Genomic DNA, 20,275 nt, shown 5'->3' with positions numbered 1-20,275 from the left:
TGGTTTGTGTCTTATATCTTATATAAGACTTGAGCGGCACGTCAAAGTTCCGGCCCCGTATCGCGCCAGACCGGTTCGGATTCGGCGAAACCCTTACTTTGGCGGACGCGCGCCAAGCCTGCAAGGCCCTGTGCTCCGGAAGGCGCGCTTCAGGTCAGGTATGCGGGCAATTCAGCCGCCGTGAATTCAAGAAAGCGCTTCAAGGCCAGCGGCTCGCCGCAACGTGCCGGCATGACGGCGTAGATGCGGGCGGGCGCGGGCGTCCAGTCGGGCAGGATGCGCGCCAGCCGGCCTTGATCGAGATCGTCGCCGCACAGATAGCGCGGCACCAGCGCCAGACCCAGGCCCGCCGCCGCCATGGCGCGCAGCGTGTCCATATTGCTGCTCAGGCTGCGGGGCTGGAATTCCACCGCTTCCATTTCGCCGCCCGGGCCGGTCAAGCGCCAGGTGTGCAGGCCGTCCTGCGTGCCGTGGGCAAGCAGGGGCAGGGTGGCCAGGTCGCGCGGGTGACGCGGCGGGGATTTGGCCATCGCCGGGCTGCACACCAACGCCATCGGCACGGCGGAGATTTCGATCGCATTCAACCGGGCGTCGGTCAGCGACGATGACTGGGCGCGAAAGCCCAGGTCGTACCCTTCGCCGACCAGGTCGATGATCTGGTCTCGCGTGTCCAGCAGCACGCGCACGCGGGGGTGCTCCGCGCAAAAGCGGGCGACCAGGCCGCCCAGAATCCGGGTCGCAAGCGGCGAGGGCGCGGTGATGCGCAGCATGCCGGCGGGCGCATCGCCCATGGACGCGGCCAGGTCGAAGACACTGCGCGCTTCGCGGGCCAGCGCTTTGGCGTGGGCATGAATCTGTTCGCCCATCGGGGTAAGCGACACGCGTCGCGTATTGCGCTGAAGCAGCCGCACGCCCAGGCGCGCTTCCAGCTCGGCAATTCGGCGGCTCAGCTTGGAACGTTGCATATTCAACACACGTGCGGCCGCCGAGAAGCCGCCTTTTTCAACGACTTCGCTGAAAAGCAGCAGGTCTTCAAGGCGGTGAACGTAGTTAGGCATACAGCGTTTTAATAGGGGAATTCGGAATATTGGCTGGCATTGTCCTGACAGCCGGGACAATTATTCCTGAAATTGGCCCCTACTGTCCGGCGGTCCGAACTCATAAGCTGTCGCGGCAATACATGTTCAGCAAACAGCAAGGCAGCATTTTTTGACTCTCCACCTTAGCGCCGTCGTTCCGGGCTCCAGCCGCTACATGGGCGACGCCTGCACTATCCGCCAGTTTCGCCATACCGATTTCTCGCGGTGCATCTCGCCCGTGGTGCTGGTGGATCACTTCGTCATGACGGGGCCGACCTTCGAACCGCTCACGCACGCGGGCATCAGCGCCGCGACCCTGATGCTGGAAGACAGCACCGGCGTCATGCAAAGCCTGGACGGTATCGAGAACAACCAGGGCATTCACGCGGGCGACCTGCACTGGACGCAGGCCGGGCGCGGCATCGTGCACGCGCAGCGGCCGGTGGGAGAGGCCCGGCTGCACGGCCTGCAGATCTTCATCGATCATCCGGCGCACCTGAAATCCTTGCCGCCCATGACCTCGATGCTGCGCGCCGCGGACATGCCTGTCATCCAGGCGCCTTCGGGCAAGGTCCGGGTCGTGTCGGGCCGATTCGGGGGGCTGGAGTCGCCCTTGCGCACGCCCGAACCGTTGCTGATCCTGGACGGCTGGCTACGGCCTGGTGCGACCACCCTGGTGCCCATGCCGCCCGGCTGGAACGCTTGGTTCTACGCCATCCAGGGCGACCTGGGCGTGCGCGCCAGGCATTGCAGCAAAGGTGCGGCGCCACTGCCCAAGGTGGCGGGCGGCGATCCGGACTTTGCGGTCGTGCCCGCCGGCAGCGCCGCGGTGGCGGGCGCCACGCGGGACGGTGAAGAAGGGGTCCTGTTGCTGATGGCCGGCAAGAAGCCCGTGCACTTCGTGCTGGTGGCGGGCTCGGCGGTGGGGGAAGTGCCGCAGCAGGGGGACGCGGCGTTGCCTGACGCGGACGGGGCGCTTGCCGAGGCGTTGGCGGCGTACGGGGAAACCGAACCGGCCGATGCGCTGACGACCTGCTGAATCGTCGCCGGATATGTTGCTTGGCCGCAACGCCGAGCCTCAATTCTGTTTGAGAGAATCAATGAGAACGATTCTCCTTTGGTAACATCGTCGCGGTCAGACCTCAAGACCCCAACCGCGAATGTGCTTGGATGGCGCCGGTCACCCCGGATAGCCACGCGATTCGAATCGGGTTTTTGCGGATCTCCCCACCGCAACGCGGACCCGCTTCCGCTTTACCAGCGCCCCGATATGAAAATCAGAACTCTCGCTTGCATGGCCGCCGCCTTGCCGTGCTTTGGCGCCGTCCACGCCCAGACCGCTCCCCAGACCGCTCCCCAGACCGCTCCCCAGACTCAGCCCGCCACGACCAGCGGCTCCGTGACCTCGATGGACGCCATCCGGGTCGAGGCCAGCGCGGACGCATCGGCCGGCGGTCTGTCTGCGCCGTTCGCGGGCGGGCAGGTGGCCCGCGGCGGCCGTGTCGGCATCCTCGGCACCGAGGACTTCATGAACACGCCGTTCAGCGTCACCAGCTACACCAACGAGCTGATCCAGGACCGCCAGGCCAAGAGCGTGGGCGACGTGCTGCAGAACGACTCGGGCGTGCGCGTGGCGCGGGGTTTTGGCAACTTCCAGGAGTCTTACTTCATTCGCGGCTTCATTCTGAGTTCGGATGATGTGGCCTACAACGGCCTGTACAGCCTGCTGCCCCGTCAGTACATCGCCACGGAGCTCTTCGAGCGCGTGGAAGTACTGCGCGGGGCGTCGGCGTTTTTGACAGGCGCTCCTCCCAGCGGCGGTGGCATCGGCGGTGTGATCAACCTCGTGCCTAAGCGCGCGCCTAACGAACCTTTGACGCGAGTCACCACTGGCGTATCCAGCGGTGGCCAGTTTTTGGCGTCTACCGATATCGCTCGGCGATTCGGGCCTGACGAAAGCACGGGCATTCGGCTCAACGCTGCCCAGCGCAGCGGCGATACCGGCATTGATGATGAGCATTCCCGTACGAGCTTGGTTTCCTTAGGACTTGATTGGCGGTCTGCAGACACGCGTTTGTCGGCAGATATTGGGTGGCAGGAAAACAAGCTGAAGCGCGCGCGTCCGAACGTGACGTTGGCCAAAGAAGTGACCGTAGTTCCCGATGCGCCCGACGCGAGCTCGAACTACGCGCAGCCGTGGTCATATTCCAATGAACGAGATGTTTTCGGCACATTCCGAGCGGAACACGATTTCAGCGACAAGTTGACGGGCTGGGCGGCATACGGTTTTCGCCGTAGTGACGAGTCCAATTCTCTGGGTAACGTGACTGTCAAGAATGGGAGCACTGGCGCTGCACAGTTTTCGCGGTTTGATAATGTTCGCGAAGATCAAGTAGATACAGGCGAATTCGGACTTCGGGCTAACGTTCGAACTGGCCCCGTCGGTCATAAACTCGTTGTTTCGGCCTCCTTCTTTCAATTGAAAAAAGACAACGCTTACGCTACGGGCGGTGTGCTTCCAACCAACTTATACAACCCCGTTTCGTACTACGACGCGCCGCCTTTGACGAATACCGTGGGCAATATGGACGACCCGTTGCTGACCGGGCGCATTCAGACAAGCAGCTATGCGTTTGGCGACACGATGTCATTTTTCGACGATCGTGTTCTATTGACCGCGGGTATCCGGCACCAACGCTTGTCCAGCCGTAGCTATGACTACAACAGCGGCAAAGAAAAGGGATCGGATGATGCAAGTCATAATTCACCGGCCGCCGGCCTTGTAGTCAAAGTTTCGCCCAACGTGTCGCTTTACGCGAATTACATTGAGGCGTTGGTCGCCGGAGAGACGGCGCCTAATACAGTTTCCACGGGCTCAGGAACGTTCAATGTCGTAAATGCTGGCCAGATATTGGCCCCTTATGTTTCTAAGCAGAAGGAAGTTGGAGTTAAGTACGAAGGCGAGTACTTCGGTTCCACCTTGGCCCTTTTCACCACCGACAAGCCTCGCGCTTACACTGATCTCAATGACCTGACTTTTAAAGAGGCAGGGAAGGACCGTCATCAAGGCGTCGAATTGAACGTTTTTGGTGAGGTGACGCGGAGCGTGCGCTTGCTAGGTGGATTCACGTGGCTAGATGCCGAACAGCGTTCCACAGGCGATTCCGCCATAGATGGCAATCGCGTGATCGGCGTGCCGCGGTTCCAGAGCACAATGGGCGCAGAGTGGGACATTCCTGGCGTTCACGGCCTGACGGTAGACGGTCGCGTCGTCTATACGGGTTCGTCGTATGCAAACGCGCAAAACACCCTGAAGGTCCCTAGTTGGACGCGCTTCGACGCCGGGGTGCGATACATGACGGATGTGGGAGGCCACACGCTGACGCTGCGCGCGCGTGTCGAAAATATTGCTAATCGAAACTATTGGGCCTCTGTCGGCGGCTACCCGAACGCTGGCTACCTCGTCCTGGGCGGCCCGCGCACGTTCTCGCTGTCGGCCAGCATGGACTTCTGATCGCGGCGGGCGACCGCCCACGCAGAAAAAATCCCGGCTCGCCGGGATTTTTTTTCGCTCGTGCAGGGCGAGGCGGGTTGAAGGTGTGTTGAAGGTGATACAAGGTGTCTGACACCCTGGGGAGATGATCCTCAGCCTGCGGTGACGTCTCAGGGGGTGTCAGACACCGGGGCAATTCAGCGGGTATCAGACCGGGGCAATTCGGCCCTTCACCACAACCATCCGCCCCGCGACAGGCTCGATTCGCAGCTCTTGTACTGCGCCGTGAACTTCTCGGCGCGCGCCTGCACTTTCTGCGAGACGGTCTTCAACCAAGCCTTGCGGTCGTAACTGCGGTTGCGGTAGCCGGTCCAGCCCTCGTGGTAGTTCAGATACTGCCCATACGCATCCCACTTCGAGATGCCGTTGATACGCTGCGTCTTGCTCATGTACCAGCCCATGAAGTCCAGCGCGTCGGCGAAGTTGTCGCGGCTGGAGGTCCAGCCGCCCGCTTCGCGCTTGTAGTCGGCCCAGGTCTCGTCCTTTGCCTGCGCATAACCGTACGCCGAGCTCACGCGGCCCCACGGGATGAAGCCCAGGAAGTAATAGCGCGGCGGCAGCGCGTCGTGCTTGAAGGAAGACTCCTGGTACATCATCGCGATCGGCACCGGCACGGGGGCGCCCCATTTCTTCTGCACCTCCAGCGCCGCGTCGTGCCATTCCGGCTTCTCGCGGAAGATGGCGCAGATGTTGTCGGGATTCGAGGGCGGCGCGGTGGCGCAGCCGGCTAGCGTCAGCAACAGCGTCGGCGGCAATAGCCGGATCATTGGCAGGCTTCCTCCAGGAAAAATGCGCCAGGGCTTTCCCGGCGATGGCGGCCGACGTCTCACCGGCATGCCTGGATTGTATTGAAACGTTTCGTTATACAGGCTGCCTGCTGATCCCAATCGCTCGGACAGAGGCAAAAAAAAACGGCCCCGGGCGATTGCACGGGGCCGTCGATCAGGCCGCGAGGCCTGGCTGGGGGATCAGGATCAGACCTCGATCACGTCCGCCACGTCCTTGTAGTCGGGGATCTTGTCGAAGTTCAGGTACTGGTAGATCTGGTCGCCGCTCTTGTTGATGACGCCCATGTCGGCCATGTACTCGTCCTTGGTCGGGATGCGGCCAAGCTTGGAGCAGATCGCGGCCAGTTCGGCCGAGCCCAGGTACACGTTGGTGTTCTTGCCCAGGCGGTTCGGGAAGTTGCGGGTGCTGGTCGACATGACCGTCGCGCCTTCGCGGACCTGCGCCTGGTTGCCCATGCACAGCGAGCAGCCCGGCATTTCGGTACGGGCGCCGGCCGTGCCGAACACGCCGTAGTGGCCTTCCTCGGTCAGTTGCGTGGCGTCCATCTTGGTCGGAGGAGCGACCCACAGCTTGACCGGGATGTCGCGCTTGCCTTCCAGCAGCTTGGACGCCGCGCGGAAGTGACCGATGTTGGTCATGCAGCTGCCGATGAACACTTCGTCGATCTTGGCGCCGGCGACTTCGGACAGCGTCTTCACGTCGTCGGGGTCGTTCGGGCAGGCGACGATGGGTTCATGCACGTCGGCCAGGTCGATCTCGATGACCGCGGCGTATTCGGCGTCGGCATCCGGCTCCAGCAGCTTGGGGTCGGCCAGCCAGGCTTCCATCGCCTTGATGCGGCGGCCCAGCGTGCGCTCGTCTTCGTAGCCGTTGGCGATCATCCACTTGAGCATCACGATGTTGCTGTTGATGTACTCGATGATCGGTTCCTTGTTCAGGCGCACCGAGCAGCCGGCGGCCGAACGTTCGGCGGAAGCGTCCGACAGTTCAAAGGCTTGTTCGACCTTCAGGTCGGGCAGGCCTTCGATTTCCAGGATGCGGCCGGAGAAGATGTTCTTCTTGCCTTGCTTGGCAACCGTCAGCAGGCCTTGCTTGATGGCGTACAGCGGAATGGCGTTGACCAGGTCGCGCAGGGTGACGCCGGGCTGCAGCTTGCCCTTGAAGCGCACCAGCACCGATTCCGGCATGTCCAGCGGCATGACGCCCGTGGCGGCGGCAAAGGCCACCAGGCCCGAGCCGGCCGGGAAGGAGATGCCGATGGGAAAGCGCGTGTGCGAATCGCCGCCGGTGCCGACGGTGTCGGGCAGCAGCATGCGGTTCAGCCACGAGTGGATGACGCCGTCGCCCGGACGCAGCGACACGCCGCCACGGGTGCTGATGAATTCCGGCAGCGTGTGGTGCGTCTTGACGTCCACGGGCTTGGGGTAGGCGGCGGTGTGGCAGAACGACTGCATCACCAGGTCGGACGAGAAGCCCAGGCAGGCCAGGTCCTTCAGTTCGTCGCGGGTCATGGGACCGGTGGTGTCCTGGCTGCCGACCGAGGTCATCTTCGGTTCGCAGTAGGTGCCCGGGCGGATGCCGCGGCCTTCCGGCAGACCGCAGGCGCGGCCGACCATCTTCTGGGCCAGCGTGAAGCCGCGGCCGGAGTCGACCGGATCCTTGGGCAGGCGGAACAGCGTCGAGGGCGGCAGACCCAGGGCTTCACGGGCCTTGGCGGTCAGGCCGCGGCCGATGATCAGCGGAATGCGGCCGCCGGCACGCACTTCATCGAACAGCACGTCGGACTTGACCTCGAATTCGGCGATGACTTCACCGTTCTTGATCGCCTTGCCTTCGTAGGGGCGCAGCTCGACCATGTCGCCCATTTCCATCTTGGACACGTCCAGCTCGATCGGCAGGGCGCCGGCGTCTTCCATCGTGTTGTAGAAGATCGGGGCAATCTTGTTGCCCAGGCACACGCCGCCAAAGCGCTTGTTCGGCACGAAGGGGATGTCTTCGCCCGTGAACCACAGCACCGAGTTGGTGGCCGACTTGCGCGACGAACCCGTGCCGACCACGTCGCCCACGTAGGCGACCAGGTGGCCCTTTTCCTTCAGGGATTCGATGAACTTGACCGGGCCGCGCTTGCCGTCTTCTTCCGGCTCGAACGCGGCGCCGTCGCGCTTGTTCTTGAGCATCGCCAGGGCGTGCATCGGGATGTCGGGACGGGTGGTGGCGTCGGGGGCGGGCGACAGGTCGTCGGTGTTGGTTTCGCCCGGAACCTTGAAGACCGTGATGGTCAGGCTTTCCGGCAGTTCCGGACGGCTGGTGAACCATTCGGCGTCGGCCCAGCTTTGCATCACGGACTTGGCGTTGGCGTTGCCCTTGTCGGCCTTTTCCTTCACGTCGTGGAAGGCGTCGAACATCAACAGGGTCTTCTTGAGCGCATCGGCGGCGATGGTGCCGATTTCCGCATCATCCAGCAGGTCGACCAGCGGGCCAATGTTGTAGCCGCCGAGCATCGTGCCCAGCAGTTCCGTCGCCTTGGCACGGCTGATCAGCGCACAAGCTTCCTTGCCCAGCGCCACGGCGGCCAGGTAGGAGGCCTTGACCTTGGCGGCGTCGTCCACGCCGGCCGGCACGCGGTGCGTCAGCAGCTCGACCAGATTCTGCTCCTCGCCAGCGGGCGGATTCTTCAGCAGTTCGATCAGTTCAGCGGTTTGTTTGGCCGTAAGGGGCAGCGGGGGAATCCCCAGAGCCGCGCGTTCGGCAACGTGTTGGCGGTAAGTATCCAGCATGTGAGGCCTGCTCAAAGTCGGGTTGGAAGAAGGGTTGTCGGCCAGAATTGTAGAAGCAAGTGGGGGCCGGTAGCAAATGTCTTATATCTTATATAAGACTTGAGCCGATAGCCTGTTGCTCGGCGGCGACGTCCGGGAGGGCGGGGCGGCGTTAATGGGCCGGATATCAGGCCGGGCGCCACGAAAAAGGGCGGCCGCATGGCCGCCCCGGGGAAACGCCTTTCAGTCGGGAGATCAGGGCGCGGTGGCGTCGTAGACCACCCCGACCCGGGCGAAATTGCCGCCGTACTGCTTGACGTCGACCTCGAAGGGCGCGCTGTCGCCAGGCGGCAGGCGCGGCACGCGCAATTCCTTGAAGGTGGCGCCGGTGAGCTGGTCCTGGGCGTCGTACAGGCTGACCCACACGCGCACCTTCTCGACCTCGCGCTCGCTGTCGTTGCGCACCCGGCCATGCACCGTCACGTACTTGTAACGGAAGCGGTAGGTGAAGTTCAGCGTGCCGGTGCCAATGGCGGCTTCGGTGTTTTCCACGGTCACGGCAAGCTGCGGCCGCGGGCCGGGCAGGGCGGCGCGCTTGGCGGGCAGCCAGTTCGTCTTGACCTCGGAAAAGCGCTCCACGCGCCCGGTCAGCGCCACCGGCACGCGCTCGCCAGGATACAGATACGTCGGCAGGCTCCAGGACTGGCGCAGATCCAGCGGGCGCGAACCGTCGAACACCGCGATCTCGGCGCGCGGCGACAGCGCCACGTATTCCTTGCTGGTGTTGACCAGTTCCGCATACAGCACGGGCCGTTCGATCTCGTCGAGCAGGCGGCGCGGGGCCGACAGCTTCAGCGCTCCGGCGTCGAACAGCGCGAAGTCCGGATCCAGCAATTCCTCGGTGGTCAGACGGACATGGTCGATCACCCGCGTGTTGGCCGGGCTGACGCGCACGATGCGGCTGGCGGGCGGTTCGGCCGCGGGCGGCGCGGCTTTGGCGGCGGTTTGCGCGGGGGGCTGGCTGCGCGGCCCGAGGGCGGTGAACTTCCAGGCGGCGTAGGCGCCCGCCGCAAACAGGATCAGCGCCAGCGCGGCCAGGGCCGGTCGCGTCAGGCGCCGGGAGGGGGAGCGATCAGCTTTCACTTTGCACCATGTAATCGTAGGCGGCGACCTCGCCGTCGCGCAGCATCTCGCAGCGCACGTCAAACGACGTCAGCGCATCCGGGGCCAGCGGGCTGGCGGTGGCGTAGCCGTTGCCGGTGCCGATCAGCCTGCCGTCGGCGCCGTACAGCATGACCGTGATCTGCGTGCTGCTGGCCGGGTGGGCGCCCTCGTTGCGGATCAGGCCAACCAGTCGGTAGGTGCCGTCGTTGCGGACGAGCTGCACCTTGCTGGCGGCCACGTCGTTGTTCTTGCCGCGCGCGGGCGACGGCGTGCTGACCTGCAGGTCATAGCGGCTGAACGCCTTGTCCGGCGCCGAGATCTTCAGGGGCGTGTATTCCCCCGGTTGCAGCGAGCGCGCGGGCGCCGAGCCGGACACGGTGGCCAGCGACAGGTCGCCCTGGAAGAACGATGCCGACACACGCGGCACGTCGATCTTGCGGCCCGTTTCGTTGCGCACGATCATGACGAGCTCGGTGCGCCCGCGGGTCTTGATTTCCTGCACGTCGGTCAGCTTGACCAGCGAGGCGTCGATGGGCGGTTCGGCAATGCGGGTGGGCGCGGATGACGGGCGCGAACCCAGCGTGGACACGACCAGGGGGACGATCACCGCGGCCAGGATCCCCACCAAGATCGCCACGATCGCCACGGGCTTGATGGGCGCGGACTGCGGCTTCTGGATGTTGCGCAGGATTTTTTCCAGACGCTGCGCCACGTTGTCCTCGACCAGCGTGACGGCGTGGCAGTGGCTGCACTGGTATTCGTTGGTGTCCAGCTTGGTGAACTGGGCGCTGCCGCAGGTGGAGCAGGTCAGCGTCACCGTATTGATGGTGGTCTGTTTGGGCGTCATTCTCGGTACGCAGGCCCGCGCGATCCAGGTCGGCGCGGCGGGCGGCAGGGGATAGCCGGGCGGCAAGGATAGCGGCCGCGCGGCATGGCCGGGGTGCATGAGCGCATCAGATTGTGACCAACTGTGTGCATTCGGCGCGACGGGGGCCGGATCACCGCATTTCCCCGGTGCTATCATTCCCGCCGAAAAGCATTACCCCGTTAACTCGTTAACCTGTTACCACGCCGTTTCCCGTCGATCCGCTCACTGCCGCCCCGGCGCGCAGCCGGGCAGAGCCGAGGTCTGGCTCCACCCGTCGCATGAGCATCGATCAACACCTGCTGTTTTTGGCCTGCGTGGCGCTTGCCACCTATGCCCAGACGATGACGGGCTTTGCGTTTGGGCTGGTGCTGCTGGGCCTGTCGGGCGTGTTTCAACTGGCCTCGGTCGCCGAGGTCGCCAACGTGGTCAGCGTGCTGTCGCTGGTCAATGCGGGTGTCACGCTGCTGCGCGCCAGACCGCAGGTGAACTGGTCGCTGCTGACGCCCGCCGCGGTCAGCAGCCTGGCCGGCGTGGGGGTGGGCGTGGCCGCGCTGACGTGGATCAGCGGATCCATGGCGGTGCTGTTGCAACTGCTGCTTGGCGTCACCATCCTGGCCTGCGCCATCTTGCTGGTGACGCGCACCCAGCCGCTGGCGCAGTTGTCTTCGCGCACGTCCAGCGTGTTTTTCGGCGGGGTGTCGGGCGTGCTGGGCGGCCTGTTTTCCAGCGCCGGTCCGCCCATGGTCTATCACCTGTACCGTCAGCCGCTGCCGCTGGCCACCATCCGCAATAGCCTCTTGATCCTCTTTTCCCTGAATGCCACGGTGCGGCTTGCGCTCGTGACCGGGCAGGGCGCCTTCATGGCGTCGTCGTTCTGGATGAGCGTGCAGGCGCTGCCGGTCGTGATTGGCGTGACGTGGTTCGCGCGCCGCTACAGCACCGAGAATTCGATGAAGACGGTCAAGCGCATGGTGTTTGTGCTGCTGCTGGCTGCGGGCCTGGGACTGATCGTCCCCGCGTCCAGGCTGTTGGCGGCCGGATAGGGCGGCCGCCAGCCTGATGCATCAACGGTGCTCGCCCGAGATGTAGCGCTCCAGTTCGTGGATGATGAACTTCTGCTCGCTCATGACGTCCTTGACCAGATCGCCAATGGACAACAGACCGACGAGCTTGTCCTTGTCGATGACCGGCAGGTGGCGGAAATGCCGTTCGGTCATCATCGCCATGCAGTGTTCCCGCGTGTCGGCTGGACCAACGTAGTAGACCGAGTCTGTCATGATGTCGCGCACCTTGGTCGTGCGCGATGAGCGGTCCTGCAGGACGATCTTGCGCGCGTAGTCGCGTTCGGTCAGCATGCCCAGCACCACGTCGCCTTCCACCACCACCACCGCGCCGATGCCGCGGTCGGCCATCGTCTTGATCGCGTCAAAGACCGACGAATCCGGAGAAACCGTCACGACGGCGTGATTGGCCTTTTCCCTGAGAAGCTCAGCAACTGTCTTCACGATGTGCTCCCGAAACGAACCATGCTCCATCCTAAGCCTGCCTGCGGGATTGCCGCAAGCGCGACGCGTGGTTTCGCGTTGTTGTCGCGAAACGCATGGCGGGGCTAGGCGGCTGGCCGGGCGTACAACGCCGTGCGCAGGTAGGTCAGCGCATCGGCCCCGCTGGCGATCGCGTCCGCCCCGATGCGCTCGTGCCAGTGGGCTTCCGATCCCGCCGCCAGCCGCCAATCGCGCAGCCGGCGGGTGTAAAGCTGCAAGTCATATTCCTCGGTGACGCCGATGGCGCCGTGCACCGCGTGCGCGATGTCGGCCACCTGCGGCACGGCCTGGCTTGCGCGGGCCTTGCCCAACGCGGCGAGCAAGGGGCGGGGCAGGCCGTCGTCGCTTTGAAAGGCCAGCTCTGCCGCCATGCGGGCGGCCCACACCTGTTCGGCCATCACGCTGATCTGCTGTTGCACCGCCTGAAAGCGGCCGATGGGCTTGCCGAACTGCGCGCGCTGGTTGGCGTACGCCAGCGTCATCGCCAGCACCCGGTCCATCGCGCCGGCGATCAGGCCGGCATAGGCGGCGGCTGCCAGCGTGTCCAGCGGCGCGGGCCCCTCGATGCGTTCGGCGTCGCCAAGCGCCCACGACGCGCCGCCGTCCAGGCTGCCGTGCACGCCGTTCGGTTCGATGCGCGCCGCCTGCATGGGCAGCAGCCAGGTCTGGCCGCCGATGCCCGCCAGTACGTAGTCGGCGCTGCGCGCCCAGGCCACACTGACGCCGGCGATGCGTCCGCCATCGATGGCAAGGCCATGCGGCGCAAGCGCGATCGACCCGGCCGCTTGCGGGCGCTGCGCGCGGCTTAGCCAGGCGCGCGCGAGCAGGGTGTGGGCAATGGGGTAGGGGCACAGGTGCCGGCCCGCCGCCAGCACGACCGGCAGCGCGTCTGCGAGGCCCAGGCCCGCGCCGCCGTGCGCTTCCAGAACCAGCGCGTCCGCAAAGCCGGCGTCCTCGCAGGCCTGCCACGCGGCGGCGGGCGGCTGGCCCTGTTCGGTCCGGCGGATCATCTCGGGCGTGCAGGTCTGGGAAAAAAGGCGTTCGGCGGCATCGCCAAAAATGTTGTCCATGGCGGTCGTCCTTATCGAAGGCCAAGTCCGCGGGCGATGATCCCGCGCAGGATTTCACGGGTGCCGCCGCGCAGCGAAAACGTGGGCGCAACCTGTTCCAGATACGCCAGCGTACGCAGCAGCGGCAGGGGCACGGGCCGGTCAGGATGCCGGCCCAGCGTATCGCCGACTAGGCGCGGGATGGCCTGTTCAAGCTCGGTGCCCAGGTCCTTGACCAGCGACGCCTCCGTGGCGGGACTCAGGCCGGCGGCCAGCTTGCCGGCAACCGCCAGCGACATGGCGCGCAGCACCGCCATCTGCGACAGGATGGCGCCCAGCGTGGCGCGGCTTGCGGCGTCGGCGTCGCGCTCGCGGCAGTGCGCCAGCCAGCATTCCAGCAGCGCGATGCTGGAATACAGACGCTCGGGGCCGCTGCGCTCGAAGGCCAGTTCGGCGTTGACCTGCGCCCAGCCCGCGCCTTCCTCGCCGATCAGCGCATCGGCCGGCAAGGCCACGTTGTCGAAGAACACTTCCGAGAAATGCGCGTCGCCCGCCAGGTCTTCGATGGGCCGCACCGACACGCCGGGCAGGGACAGGTCCACGATGACCTGCGACAGCCCCTGGTGCCGGTCCTGGGCAGTGCCCGAGGTGCGCACCAGCGCGATCATGTAGTGCGAGCGGTGCGCGTTGGTCGTCCAGATCTTGCTGCCGTTAAGGCGCCATCCGCCGCCATCGGGCTCGGCCCGCGTGCGGATGCTGGCCAGGTCCGAACCGGAGCCCGGTTCGCTCATGCCGATGCAAAAAAAGGCCTGCGCGGCGCAGATGCGCGGCAGGTAGAAGTCCCGTTGCGCCGGCGTGCCGTACTTCAGGATGAGGGGCGCGCTCTGGCGGTCCGCGATCCAGTGCGCCGACACGGGCGCGCCCGCGCCCAGCAATTCTTCGGACAGCACGAACCGCGCGAAATGGCCGCGCGCCGCGCCGCCGTATTCGCGCGGCAACGTCAGACCCAGCCAGCCGCGTTCGGCAAGCTGGCGGCTAAATCCGGCGTCAAACCCCATCCAGGAGCGCGCGCGCTCATCGGGCTCCAGCCCGTCCAGCGCATCGGCCAGGAAGGCGCGCACCTCGGCGCGCAAGGCTTCGTCCTCGGGGGGAATGGCAGTCAGTTCCAGCGTATCGATCATCGGGCGCTCCGGGTCGGACAAAGGCGCAGCAAGGGGCGCCGGTGGCCACTATCGGGGAACGCGTCGAACGCTGTCCAATAGTATTTTTTGCCTTTCTGATACGGCTTCGGTATCGGCGGCCGAAACGCGGGCGCCGCGGCCCGGCAGTATGATGGACCGCACTTCAAGCCACGCATCGCGCGACTCAAAACGCACCACAAGGAGGAAACACCATGAATGAAGTCATCGTCGCTTCGGCCGTCCGCACCGCCATCGGGGATTTCGGCGGCGCGCTCAAGGATGTGCCGCCCTGCGATCTGGGCGCCACCGTCATCCGCGCCGCGCTGGAACGCGCGGGCGTCTCGGGCGACGAAGTAGGCCATGTCGCCGTCGGCCACGTCATCAACACCGAGCCGCGCGACATGTACCTGTCGCGCGTGGCCGCCATGAATGCCGGCATCTCCAAGGAGACGCCCGCCTTCAACGTCAACCGGCTGTGCGGCTCGGGCCTGCAGGCCATCGTGTCGGCCGCGCAGTCGATCATGCTGGGTGACGCCGACATCGCCGTGGGCGCCGGCGCCGAGAGCATGAGCCGCGCGCCGTACATCGCCCCGGCACAGCGCTGGGGCGCGCGCATGGGCGACAGCGTCATGCTGGACATGATGACCGGCGCGCTGTCCGACCCGTTCGGCAAGATGCACATGGGCGTCACGGCGGAAAACGTGGCCGCAAAGTTCGGCATCAACCGTCAGGACCAGGACGCCTTGGCCGCCGAATCGCACCGCCGCGCCGCGGCCGCGATCGATGCCGGCCACTTCCGCGACCAGATCGTGCCCGTGAAGATCAAATCGCGCAAAGGCGAGATCGTGTTCGACACCGACGAACACGTGCGCCGCGACGTCACGGCCGACAGCCTGGCCAGCCTGAAGCCGGTGTTCCAGAAGGAAAACGGCACGGTCACCGCGGGCAACGCGTCCGGCCTGAACGACGGCGCGGGCGCGCTGGTGCTGATGAACGCCTCGGTCGCGGCCAAGCGCGGCATCAAGCCGCTGGCGCGCCTGGTCGCCTACGCCCACGCCGGTGTGGACCCGGACATCATGGGCATCGGCCCGGTGCCCGCCACCCAGGCGGCGCTCAAGCGCGCGGGCCTGACGGTCGACCAGCTGGACGTCATCGAGGCCAACGAGGCATTTGCCGCCCAGGCTTGCGCGGTGTCGCGCGAGCTGAAGCTGGACGCGGCCAAGGTGAACCCGAACGGCAGCGGCATCGGCCTGGGCCACCCCATCGGCGCAACCGGCGCCATCATCGCCACCAAGGCCTTGCATGAGCTGCAGCGCGTGCAAGGCCGCTATGCGCTGGTCACCATGTGCATCGGCGGCGGCCAGGGGATCGCAGCGATCTTCGAACGGATCTGATTCTTTTCGCGCCGCAAGCCCGCAACGTCCCGGTAGCGCCGGGGCGTTGCGGGCTTTTTACTTGGCGTCCTGACCCAGGTAGTCCTTGGCCCACGCCTGGCACTCGGCGTGCAGCAGTGCGCCCATCTGCGCGCGCCGGGGCGCGTCGAGCCGGCTGCTGATGGCGCCAAAGCTGAACGCCACCCACGTCAGCTCGGACACTGGAAACGCCACGCCCACGCCCGATACGCCCGGCGTGATGGTGTCCACGATCTCGGCGTAACCCGCGGCCCGGGTATGCCTGACCGCCTTCATCAGCGCGGTGCTGGACACGCGGATGTGCGCGTAGCTGGCGGCGTGCCGGGCGTACAGCGCGGCGATCTCCTCGTCGGGCAGTGCCGCCATCAGCGCCAGGCCGCCCGCGCCCACGCCAAGAAGGCGGCGCTCGCCCTGGTCGATGGTGAAGACCTTGACCGGGAACGAGCCGGCCTCGCGCAGCAGGCATAGCGCGTAGTCGCCCTGGCGGATCACCAGGAAGACCGTGTCGCCCGACAGGCGCGCGAGCTTCTGCGCGAAGGGTCGCAGCGCGTCCAGCAGCGGCGTGCGGCGCAAGGCGGCAAACCCCAGTTGCATCGAATCCACGCCCAGCCGATAACGGCGGGTGGCGCGGTCGCGTTCGGCGAATTGTTCTTCCAGCAGGCAACTGAGCAGGCGGTGGGCGGTGGAGCGCTCCAGGCCGGTCGCGGTCATCACACCCTGCAGATCGATGCCGTCCTCCTGATGCTGCGCCAGCACGCGCAGCAGGCCGAGCGCGCGGCGCATGCTCTGGGTTCCCCCGGTTGATCCTGTTGTGTTCATATTGTGGGAATAATTGATTGAATATTTTGTATTTTAGGATTCGTGGTGCGTTAATTCAATCCAGCTGATCGCGCCGCATTCGATGGCGCGGCATTACAAGGACGAGGAGACCATGGAATACGCCACCCTGGCCGTCGAACGGTTTGACGCGGTATGCCGCATCAGCCTGGCCCGCGAATCCGCGCGCAACGCGCAAAGCCAGCAGATGCTGGACGAGCTGGACCACGCGCTGGCGCGTGCGCAAGAGGACGACGACATCCGAGTGGTGATCCTGGCCGGCCGAGGCGCACATTTCTCGGCCGGGCACGACCTGAAGGAAGCGCAGGCCAAGCGCGCGGACTTTACCGTCGAGGAACGCTGGGCGTACGAGTCACGCCGCTACTACGGCTATTGCCTGCGCATCTGGGACTTTCCCAAGCCCATCGTGGCGCAGGTGCAGGGCGCGTGCGTGGCGGGCGGCTTCATGATCGCCAACATGTGCGACCTGGTGGTGTGCGCCGACACTGCGTACTTTTCTGACCCGGTGGGGCATACCCTGGCCGCGGCCGCCACCGAGGTGCTGATCCATCCCTGGGTGATGGGGCTGCGCAAGGCCAAGGAAATGCTCTACACCGGCGAAAAGGTTGGCGCCGAGGAAGCGCTGCGCATCGGCATGGTCAACCGGGTGGTGCCCGAGGCGGATCTGGAGGCTGCGACACTTGAACTGGCGCAGCGCATCGCGCAGGCGCCGCCCTTCGGGCTGCGCCTCCTGAAGCGTTCGCTCAATCGCACGGCCGACGCGCAGGGCTTTCGCACGGCCTTGTCGGCGCATTTCGACACGCACCAGCTCTCTCACCTTACCGAGGAATTCCAGGCGGTGCGCCAGCGAGGCCTGGCCCAGGCCATCCAGCGCAACAAGGACCTGCCTGCCCGCGATGCAAACAAGGCGGCCGAACAGTCCGGCGCGGTCTCGGGAAAGACGGGTGAAACCGCATGACGTCCCGCCTTGAACCGTTGCTTAATCCCCGTTCGATCGCCATGATCGGCGCCAGCGGCAATCCCGGCAGGATCGGCGGCATGCCGCTCGAATTGCTGACCCGCTTTGGCTTTGAGGGCGGCATCTATCCCGTCAACCCGAAGTACCAGGAAGTGTTTGGCCTGCGTTGCTGGCCTGACATCGAAGCCGTGCCCGAGCCGGTGGACCTGGCGGTGCTGGCCATCGCGGCGGCGGAGGTGACGCCCATGCTGCGCCGCTGTCACGCCAAGGGCATCCCCGCCGCCATCGTCTATGCCGCGGGTTTTGCCGAGGCGGGCGGCGAGGGCGCGCGCCTGCAGGCCGAGCTGGAAGCCTTCGTGGCGCAAAGCGGCATGGCGGTTGCCGGCCCGAACTGCATGGGGTTTGCGAATCTGAATACGCAGGCGCACACCGCCTTTGCCTCGGTGTTCAAGACTGCGCCCGCGCAGGAAGGGCCGGGGTCGGTCAGCCTGCTGACGCAGAGCGGCAACGTGTGCGCCGCGGTGTACGCCATCGCGCGCCGTGTGGGGCTGCCGTTCTCGCACTTCATCAACACGGGCAACGAGGCCTGCCTGGATTTCTCGCAGTATCTGGAATATCTGGCGGCCGATCCGCAGACCGAGATCGTGCTGGGCTACATCGAACAGCTGCGCGATGGGGGCCGCTTCGTGCAGGCGTGCCGCGAACTCGAACGGCGCGGCAAGCTGCTGATTGCGCTGAAGGCGGGCGCCACCGACAAAGGCGCGCAGGCGGTGCAGTCGCACACGTCTGCGCTGGCCGGCGATCGCCGCGTGTATGCGGCGGCGTTCCGGCAACTGAATGTCATCGAGGCCACGGACTTCGCGCAGATGGCGCATCTGGCCAGCCTGGCGACGCTGCGGCACCGCGCGGCAGGCAAGCGCGTGGCCGTCTTGACGATGTCGGGTGCGCTGGGCGCCATCCTGGCTGACAAGTTCATCGGTGCGGGGCTGTCGCTGCCCGATTTGCCGCCGGACCTGCAGGAGGTGCTGCGCGGGGGAATTCCCGACTACGGCATGGTGGGCAATCCGGTGGACGTCACCGGCAATGTGGTCAACGATCCGGCGTTCGTGCGCACCGTGCTCCAGGCGCTGGGAACGTCGGACGCCATCGACGCGGTGGTCGTGTATGCGCCCGGCTACATGCTTGACCGCATGGCCGACGCGCTGGCCGAGGCATCGCGCCAGCACCGGCGTTTGTTCGTGGCCATCGACACGGGCCTGGCGCAAAGCCGCGCGGCGCTGCGCGAGGCCGAAGTGGCGGTGTTCGAGGACCTTGGTCTGGCCGTGGCCGCGCTGGCGCCCTATCTGTTGTGGTGCGACGCCCGCGCCACCCGGCGCCAGGCGGATCAACCGGTATTGGACACGGTGGCCGTGCCGGCCTTGCCGTGCAACGAGGCGCAGGCGCGCGCCTACGTGGCCGCGTTCGGTTTACCCGAGGCCGCCAGCGGGGTGGCGCGCAGCGCGGACGAGGCGGTGCGCGACGCGCGCCGAGTGGGCTATCCCGTCGCCGTGAAAGTCCTGAGTCCCGACATTGCCCACAAGACCGAGGCTGGCGGCGTTGCGCTGAACCTGGCGGACGACGAGGCGGTGCGCGCGGCCTGGGCGGACGTAACGCAGGCGGCGGCCCGCGCGCAGCCAGGCGCGCGCATCGACGGCGTGATGGTCCAGAAGATGGAACGTGGCGTCGCCGAGATCATCGTCGGCGCCACGCGCGATCCGGTCTTCGGGCCCGTGCTGACCGTGGGGCTAGGTGGCGTGCTGACCGAAATCTACCAGGACACCAGCCACCGCCTCTTGCCGGTGGACGAGGACATCGCCTTGCAGATGTTGCGCGAACTCAAGGCTTTTGCGTTGCTGGACGGCTTTCGCGGCAAGCCGCGCGGCGACGTGGCGGCAGCGTGCCAGCGCATCGTGGCGATCGGCAACGCCTTGCTGGCCGCGCCCGCGCACGTGTCTCAGATCGAAGTGAACCCACTGCTTATCAAAGAGGCAGGGCAGGGCGTCGCGGTGCTGGATGCCCTGATCCTGCCCGCAACCCCGTAGCGCGATCGCGCACCCCCCCAGGAGGAGACAAGCATGATCAAGAAAGCATTGGCCAGCGTCGCACTGGCTTGCATGGGCATCACCGGCGCCGCCCACGCCCAGGACAACTACCCCAGCCGCCCCGTGCGCATCGTGGTGCCGTTCTCGCCTGGCGGCGCGACCGACATCATGAGCCGCCTGCTGGCGGAAAAACTGAGCGGCAGGCTGGGCCAGCCGGTGATCGTGGAGAACAAGCCGGGCGGCGGCACGATGATCGCATCCGACTACGTCTCGCGCGCCGAACCGGACGGCTACACGTTGCTGATGGCCGCGTCCTCGCTGGGAATCGCGCCCAGCATCTACGCTAAGGTCAACTACGATCCGATCAAGGACTTTGCGCCGATCTCGCAGGTGGCGTCGGTGGTGCACGTGCTGGGCGTTCATCCGTCGGTGCCGGCCAAGAACGTTGGCGAGCTCATCGCCTACCTGAAGGCCAATCCGGGCAAGGTCAGCTACGGCTCGGTCGGCACGGGCAGTTCGACGCACCTGCTGGCCGAGCTTTTCAACAGCATGGCCGGGGTCCAGATGGCGCACATTCCGTACAAGGGCAGTGCGCCGGCGCTTAACGATCTGGTGGCCGGACGCCTGCAGGTGATGTTCGACGCGTGGGCGTCGTCCGGCCCCTTCGTCAAGGACGGCAAGCTGCGCGCCCTGGCGGTCACGACCGCCAAGCCGTCGGCCTCGGTGCCCGAGCTGCCGACGGTGGACGCCTCCGGCCTGCCTGGCTATTCGGCCATGCCGTGGCTCGGCCTGGTGGCGCCGGCGCGCACGCCGCAGCCGGTGATCGACAAGCTCTACCAGAACATCGCGCAGATCCTGCAGCAGCCCGAGGTCAAAAAGCAGTTCGTGAGTCTGGGGCTGGACATCATCGGCAGCGACCCCAAGGCCTTCGGCGCGTTCATCCAGCAGGATGTGGCGACGTGGGCCAAGGTCGCGCGCGACTCGAACATCCGGCTGGAGTGACC

General features: G+C 66.0%; 16 protein-coding genes. 7 read left to right on the top strand and 9 right to left on the bottom strand.

All coding sequences use genetic code 11. From position 1 onward, the window contains the following. Window positions 1-149 precede the first annotated feature (149 nt). Window positions 150-1,058: a LysR substrate-binding domain-containing protein gene (locus LN047_RS17975; RefSeq protein WP_152384945.1), complete on the bottom strand. Its 909-nt coding sequence runs from the start codon at window positions 1,056-1,058 to the stop codon at window positions 150-152. Between the two features lie 151 nt (window positions 1,059-1,209). Between LN047_RS17975 and LN047_RS17970 the strand changes: the two genes are divergently transcribed. Further along, complete coding sequence (locus LN047_RS17970; protein ID WP_373979759.1) at window positions 1,210-2,118, top strand: pirin family protein; 909 nt, start codon at window positions 1,210-1,212, stop codon at window positions 2,116-2,118. A 231-nt stretch (window positions 2,119-2,349) separates the two neighbouring features. Beyond that, window positions 2,350-4,593 carry a TonB-dependent receptor gene (locus LN047_RS17965; RefSeq protein ID WP_373979758.1) on the top strand — a complete coding sequence of 748 codons (2,244 nt, stop codon included), beginning with the start codon at window positions 2,350-2,352 and terminating at the stop codon, window positions 4,591-4,593. Between the two features lie 209 nt (window positions 4,594-4,802). Here LN047_RS17965 and LN047_RS17960 read toward each other — a convergent pair whose 3' ends face one another. The 4 genes from LN047_RS17960 to LN047_RS17945 form a co-directional block, all read right to left on the bottom strand. After that, on the bottom strand, window positions 4,803-5,399 hold the full coding sequence (locus tag LN047_RS17960) for a hypothetical protein (protein WP_279990632.1): 597 nt from the start codon (window positions 5,397-5,399) through the stop codon (window positions 4,803-4,805). 207 nt (window positions 5,400-5,606) lie between these two features. Then, window positions 5,607-8,198, bottom strand: coding sequence for a bifunctional aconitate hydratase 2/2-methylisocitrate dehydratase (acnB, locus tag LN047_RS17955; RefSeq protein ID WP_373979757.1), 2,592 nt, complete (start codon window positions 8,196-8,198; stop codon window positions 5,607-5,609). Between the two features lie 234 nt (window positions 8,199-8,432). Further along, window positions 8,433-9,320, bottom strand: a complete 888-nt coding sequence (locus LN047_RS17950) for an FxLYD domain-containing protein (RefSeq protein WP_373979756.1) — start codon at window positions 9,318-9,320, stop codon at window positions 8,433-8,435. After that, entirely contained in the window at window positions 9,310-10,188 is an 879-nt protein-coding gene (locus LN047_RS17945) for an FxLYD domain-containing protein (protein WP_373979755.1), read from the bottom strand. The genes LN047_RS17950 and LN047_RS17945 overlap by 11 nt, the downstream gene beginning before the upstream one ends. Before the next feature lie 299 nt (window positions 10,189-10,487). Here LN047_RS17945 and LN047_RS17940 point away from each other — a divergent pair, with 299 nt between their 5' ends. Then, on the top strand, window positions 10,488-11,252 hold the full coding sequence (locus LN047_RS17940; protein WP_373979754.1) for a TSUP family transporter: 765 nt from the start codon (window positions 10,488-10,490) through the stop codon (window positions 11,250-11,252). Window positions 11,253-11,273: 21 nt separating this feature from the next. On the opposite strand, the gene LN047_RS17935 is transcribed toward LN047_RS17940, so the two are convergent. The 3 genes from LN047_RS17935 to LN047_RS17925 all read right to left on the bottom strand — a co-directional run bounded on the left by LN047_RS17935 (window position 11,274) and on the right by LN047_RS17925 (window position 13,983). Then, complete coding sequence (locus LN047_RS17935) at window positions 11,274-11,714, bottom strand: CBS domain-containing protein (RefSeq protein WP_180098319.1); 441 nt, start codon at window positions 11,712-11,714, stop codon at window positions 11,274-11,276. Between the two features lie 104 nt (window positions 11,715-11,818). Next, a complete protein-coding gene (locus LN047_RS17930; protein WP_373979753.1) occupies window positions 11,819-12,823 on the bottom strand; it encodes an acyl-CoA dehydrogenase family protein in 1,005 nt (334 codons plus the stop codon). Between the two features lie 11 nt (window positions 12,824-12,834). Beyond that, a complete protein-coding gene (locus tag LN047_RS17925; protein ID WP_373979752.1) occupies window positions 12,835-13,983 on the bottom strand; it encodes an acyl-CoA dehydrogenase family protein in 1,149 nt (382 codons plus the stop codon). Window positions 13,984-14,195: 212 nt separating this feature from the next. On the opposite strand from LN047_RS17925, the gene bktB reads away from it, so the two are divergent. Continuing rightward, on the top strand, window positions 14,196-15,377 hold the full coding sequence (gene bktB / locus LN047_RS17920) for a beta-ketothiolase BktB (RefSeq protein WP_175155879.1): 1,182 nt from the start codon (window positions 14,196-14,198) through the stop codon (window positions 15,375-15,377). A gap of 57 nt (window positions 15,378-15,434) precedes the next feature. On the opposite strand, the gene LN047_RS17915 is transcribed toward bktB, so the two are convergent. Next, on the bottom strand, window positions 15,435-16,214 hold the full coding sequence (locus LN047_RS17915; RefSeq protein WP_373979751.1) for an IclR family transcriptional regulator: 780 nt from the start codon (window positions 16,212-16,214) through the stop codon (window positions 15,435-15,437). A 112-nt stretch (window positions 16,215-16,326) separates the two neighbouring features. Between LN047_RS17915 and LN047_RS17910 the strand changes: the two genes are divergently transcribed. The 3 genes from LN047_RS17910 to LN047_RS17900 are packed head-to-tail and all read left to right on the top strand — an operon-like array spanning window position 16,327 to window position 20,273. Further along, window positions 16,327-17,190, top strand: a complete 864-nt coding sequence (locus LN047_RS17910) for an enoyl-CoA hydratase (RefSeq protein WP_373979750.1) — start codon at window positions 16,327-16,329, stop codon at window positions 17,188-17,190. Then, window positions 17,187-19,271 carry an acetate--CoA ligase family protein gene (locus LN047_RS17905; RefSeq protein ID WP_373979749.1) on the top strand — a complete coding sequence of 695 codons (2,085 nt, stop codon included), beginning with the start codon at window positions 17,187-17,189 and terminating at the stop codon, window positions 19,269-19,271. Before LN047_RS17910 ends, LN047_RS17905 begins: the two co-directional genes overlap by 4 nt. Window positions 19,272-19,304: 33 nt before the next feature. After that, on the top strand, window positions 19,305-20,273 hold the full coding sequence (locus LN047_RS17900; protein WP_373979748.1) for a Bug family tripartite tricarboxylate transporter substrate binding protein: 969 nt from the start codon (window positions 19,305-19,307) through the stop codon (window positions 20,271-20,273). Window positions 20,274-20,275: the final 2 nt, after the last annotated feature.

Source organism: Achromobacter sp. JD417 (genome assembly GCF_041879325.1).
GTDB classification, from domain to species: domain Bacteria; phylum Pseudomonadota; class Gammaproteobacteria; order Burkholderiales; family Burkholderiaceae_B; genus Achromobacter; species Achromobacter mucicolens.
The sequence above is the reverse complement of the archived record's forward strand: the minus strand, read 5'-3'. Positions and strand labels throughout refer to the sequence as shown.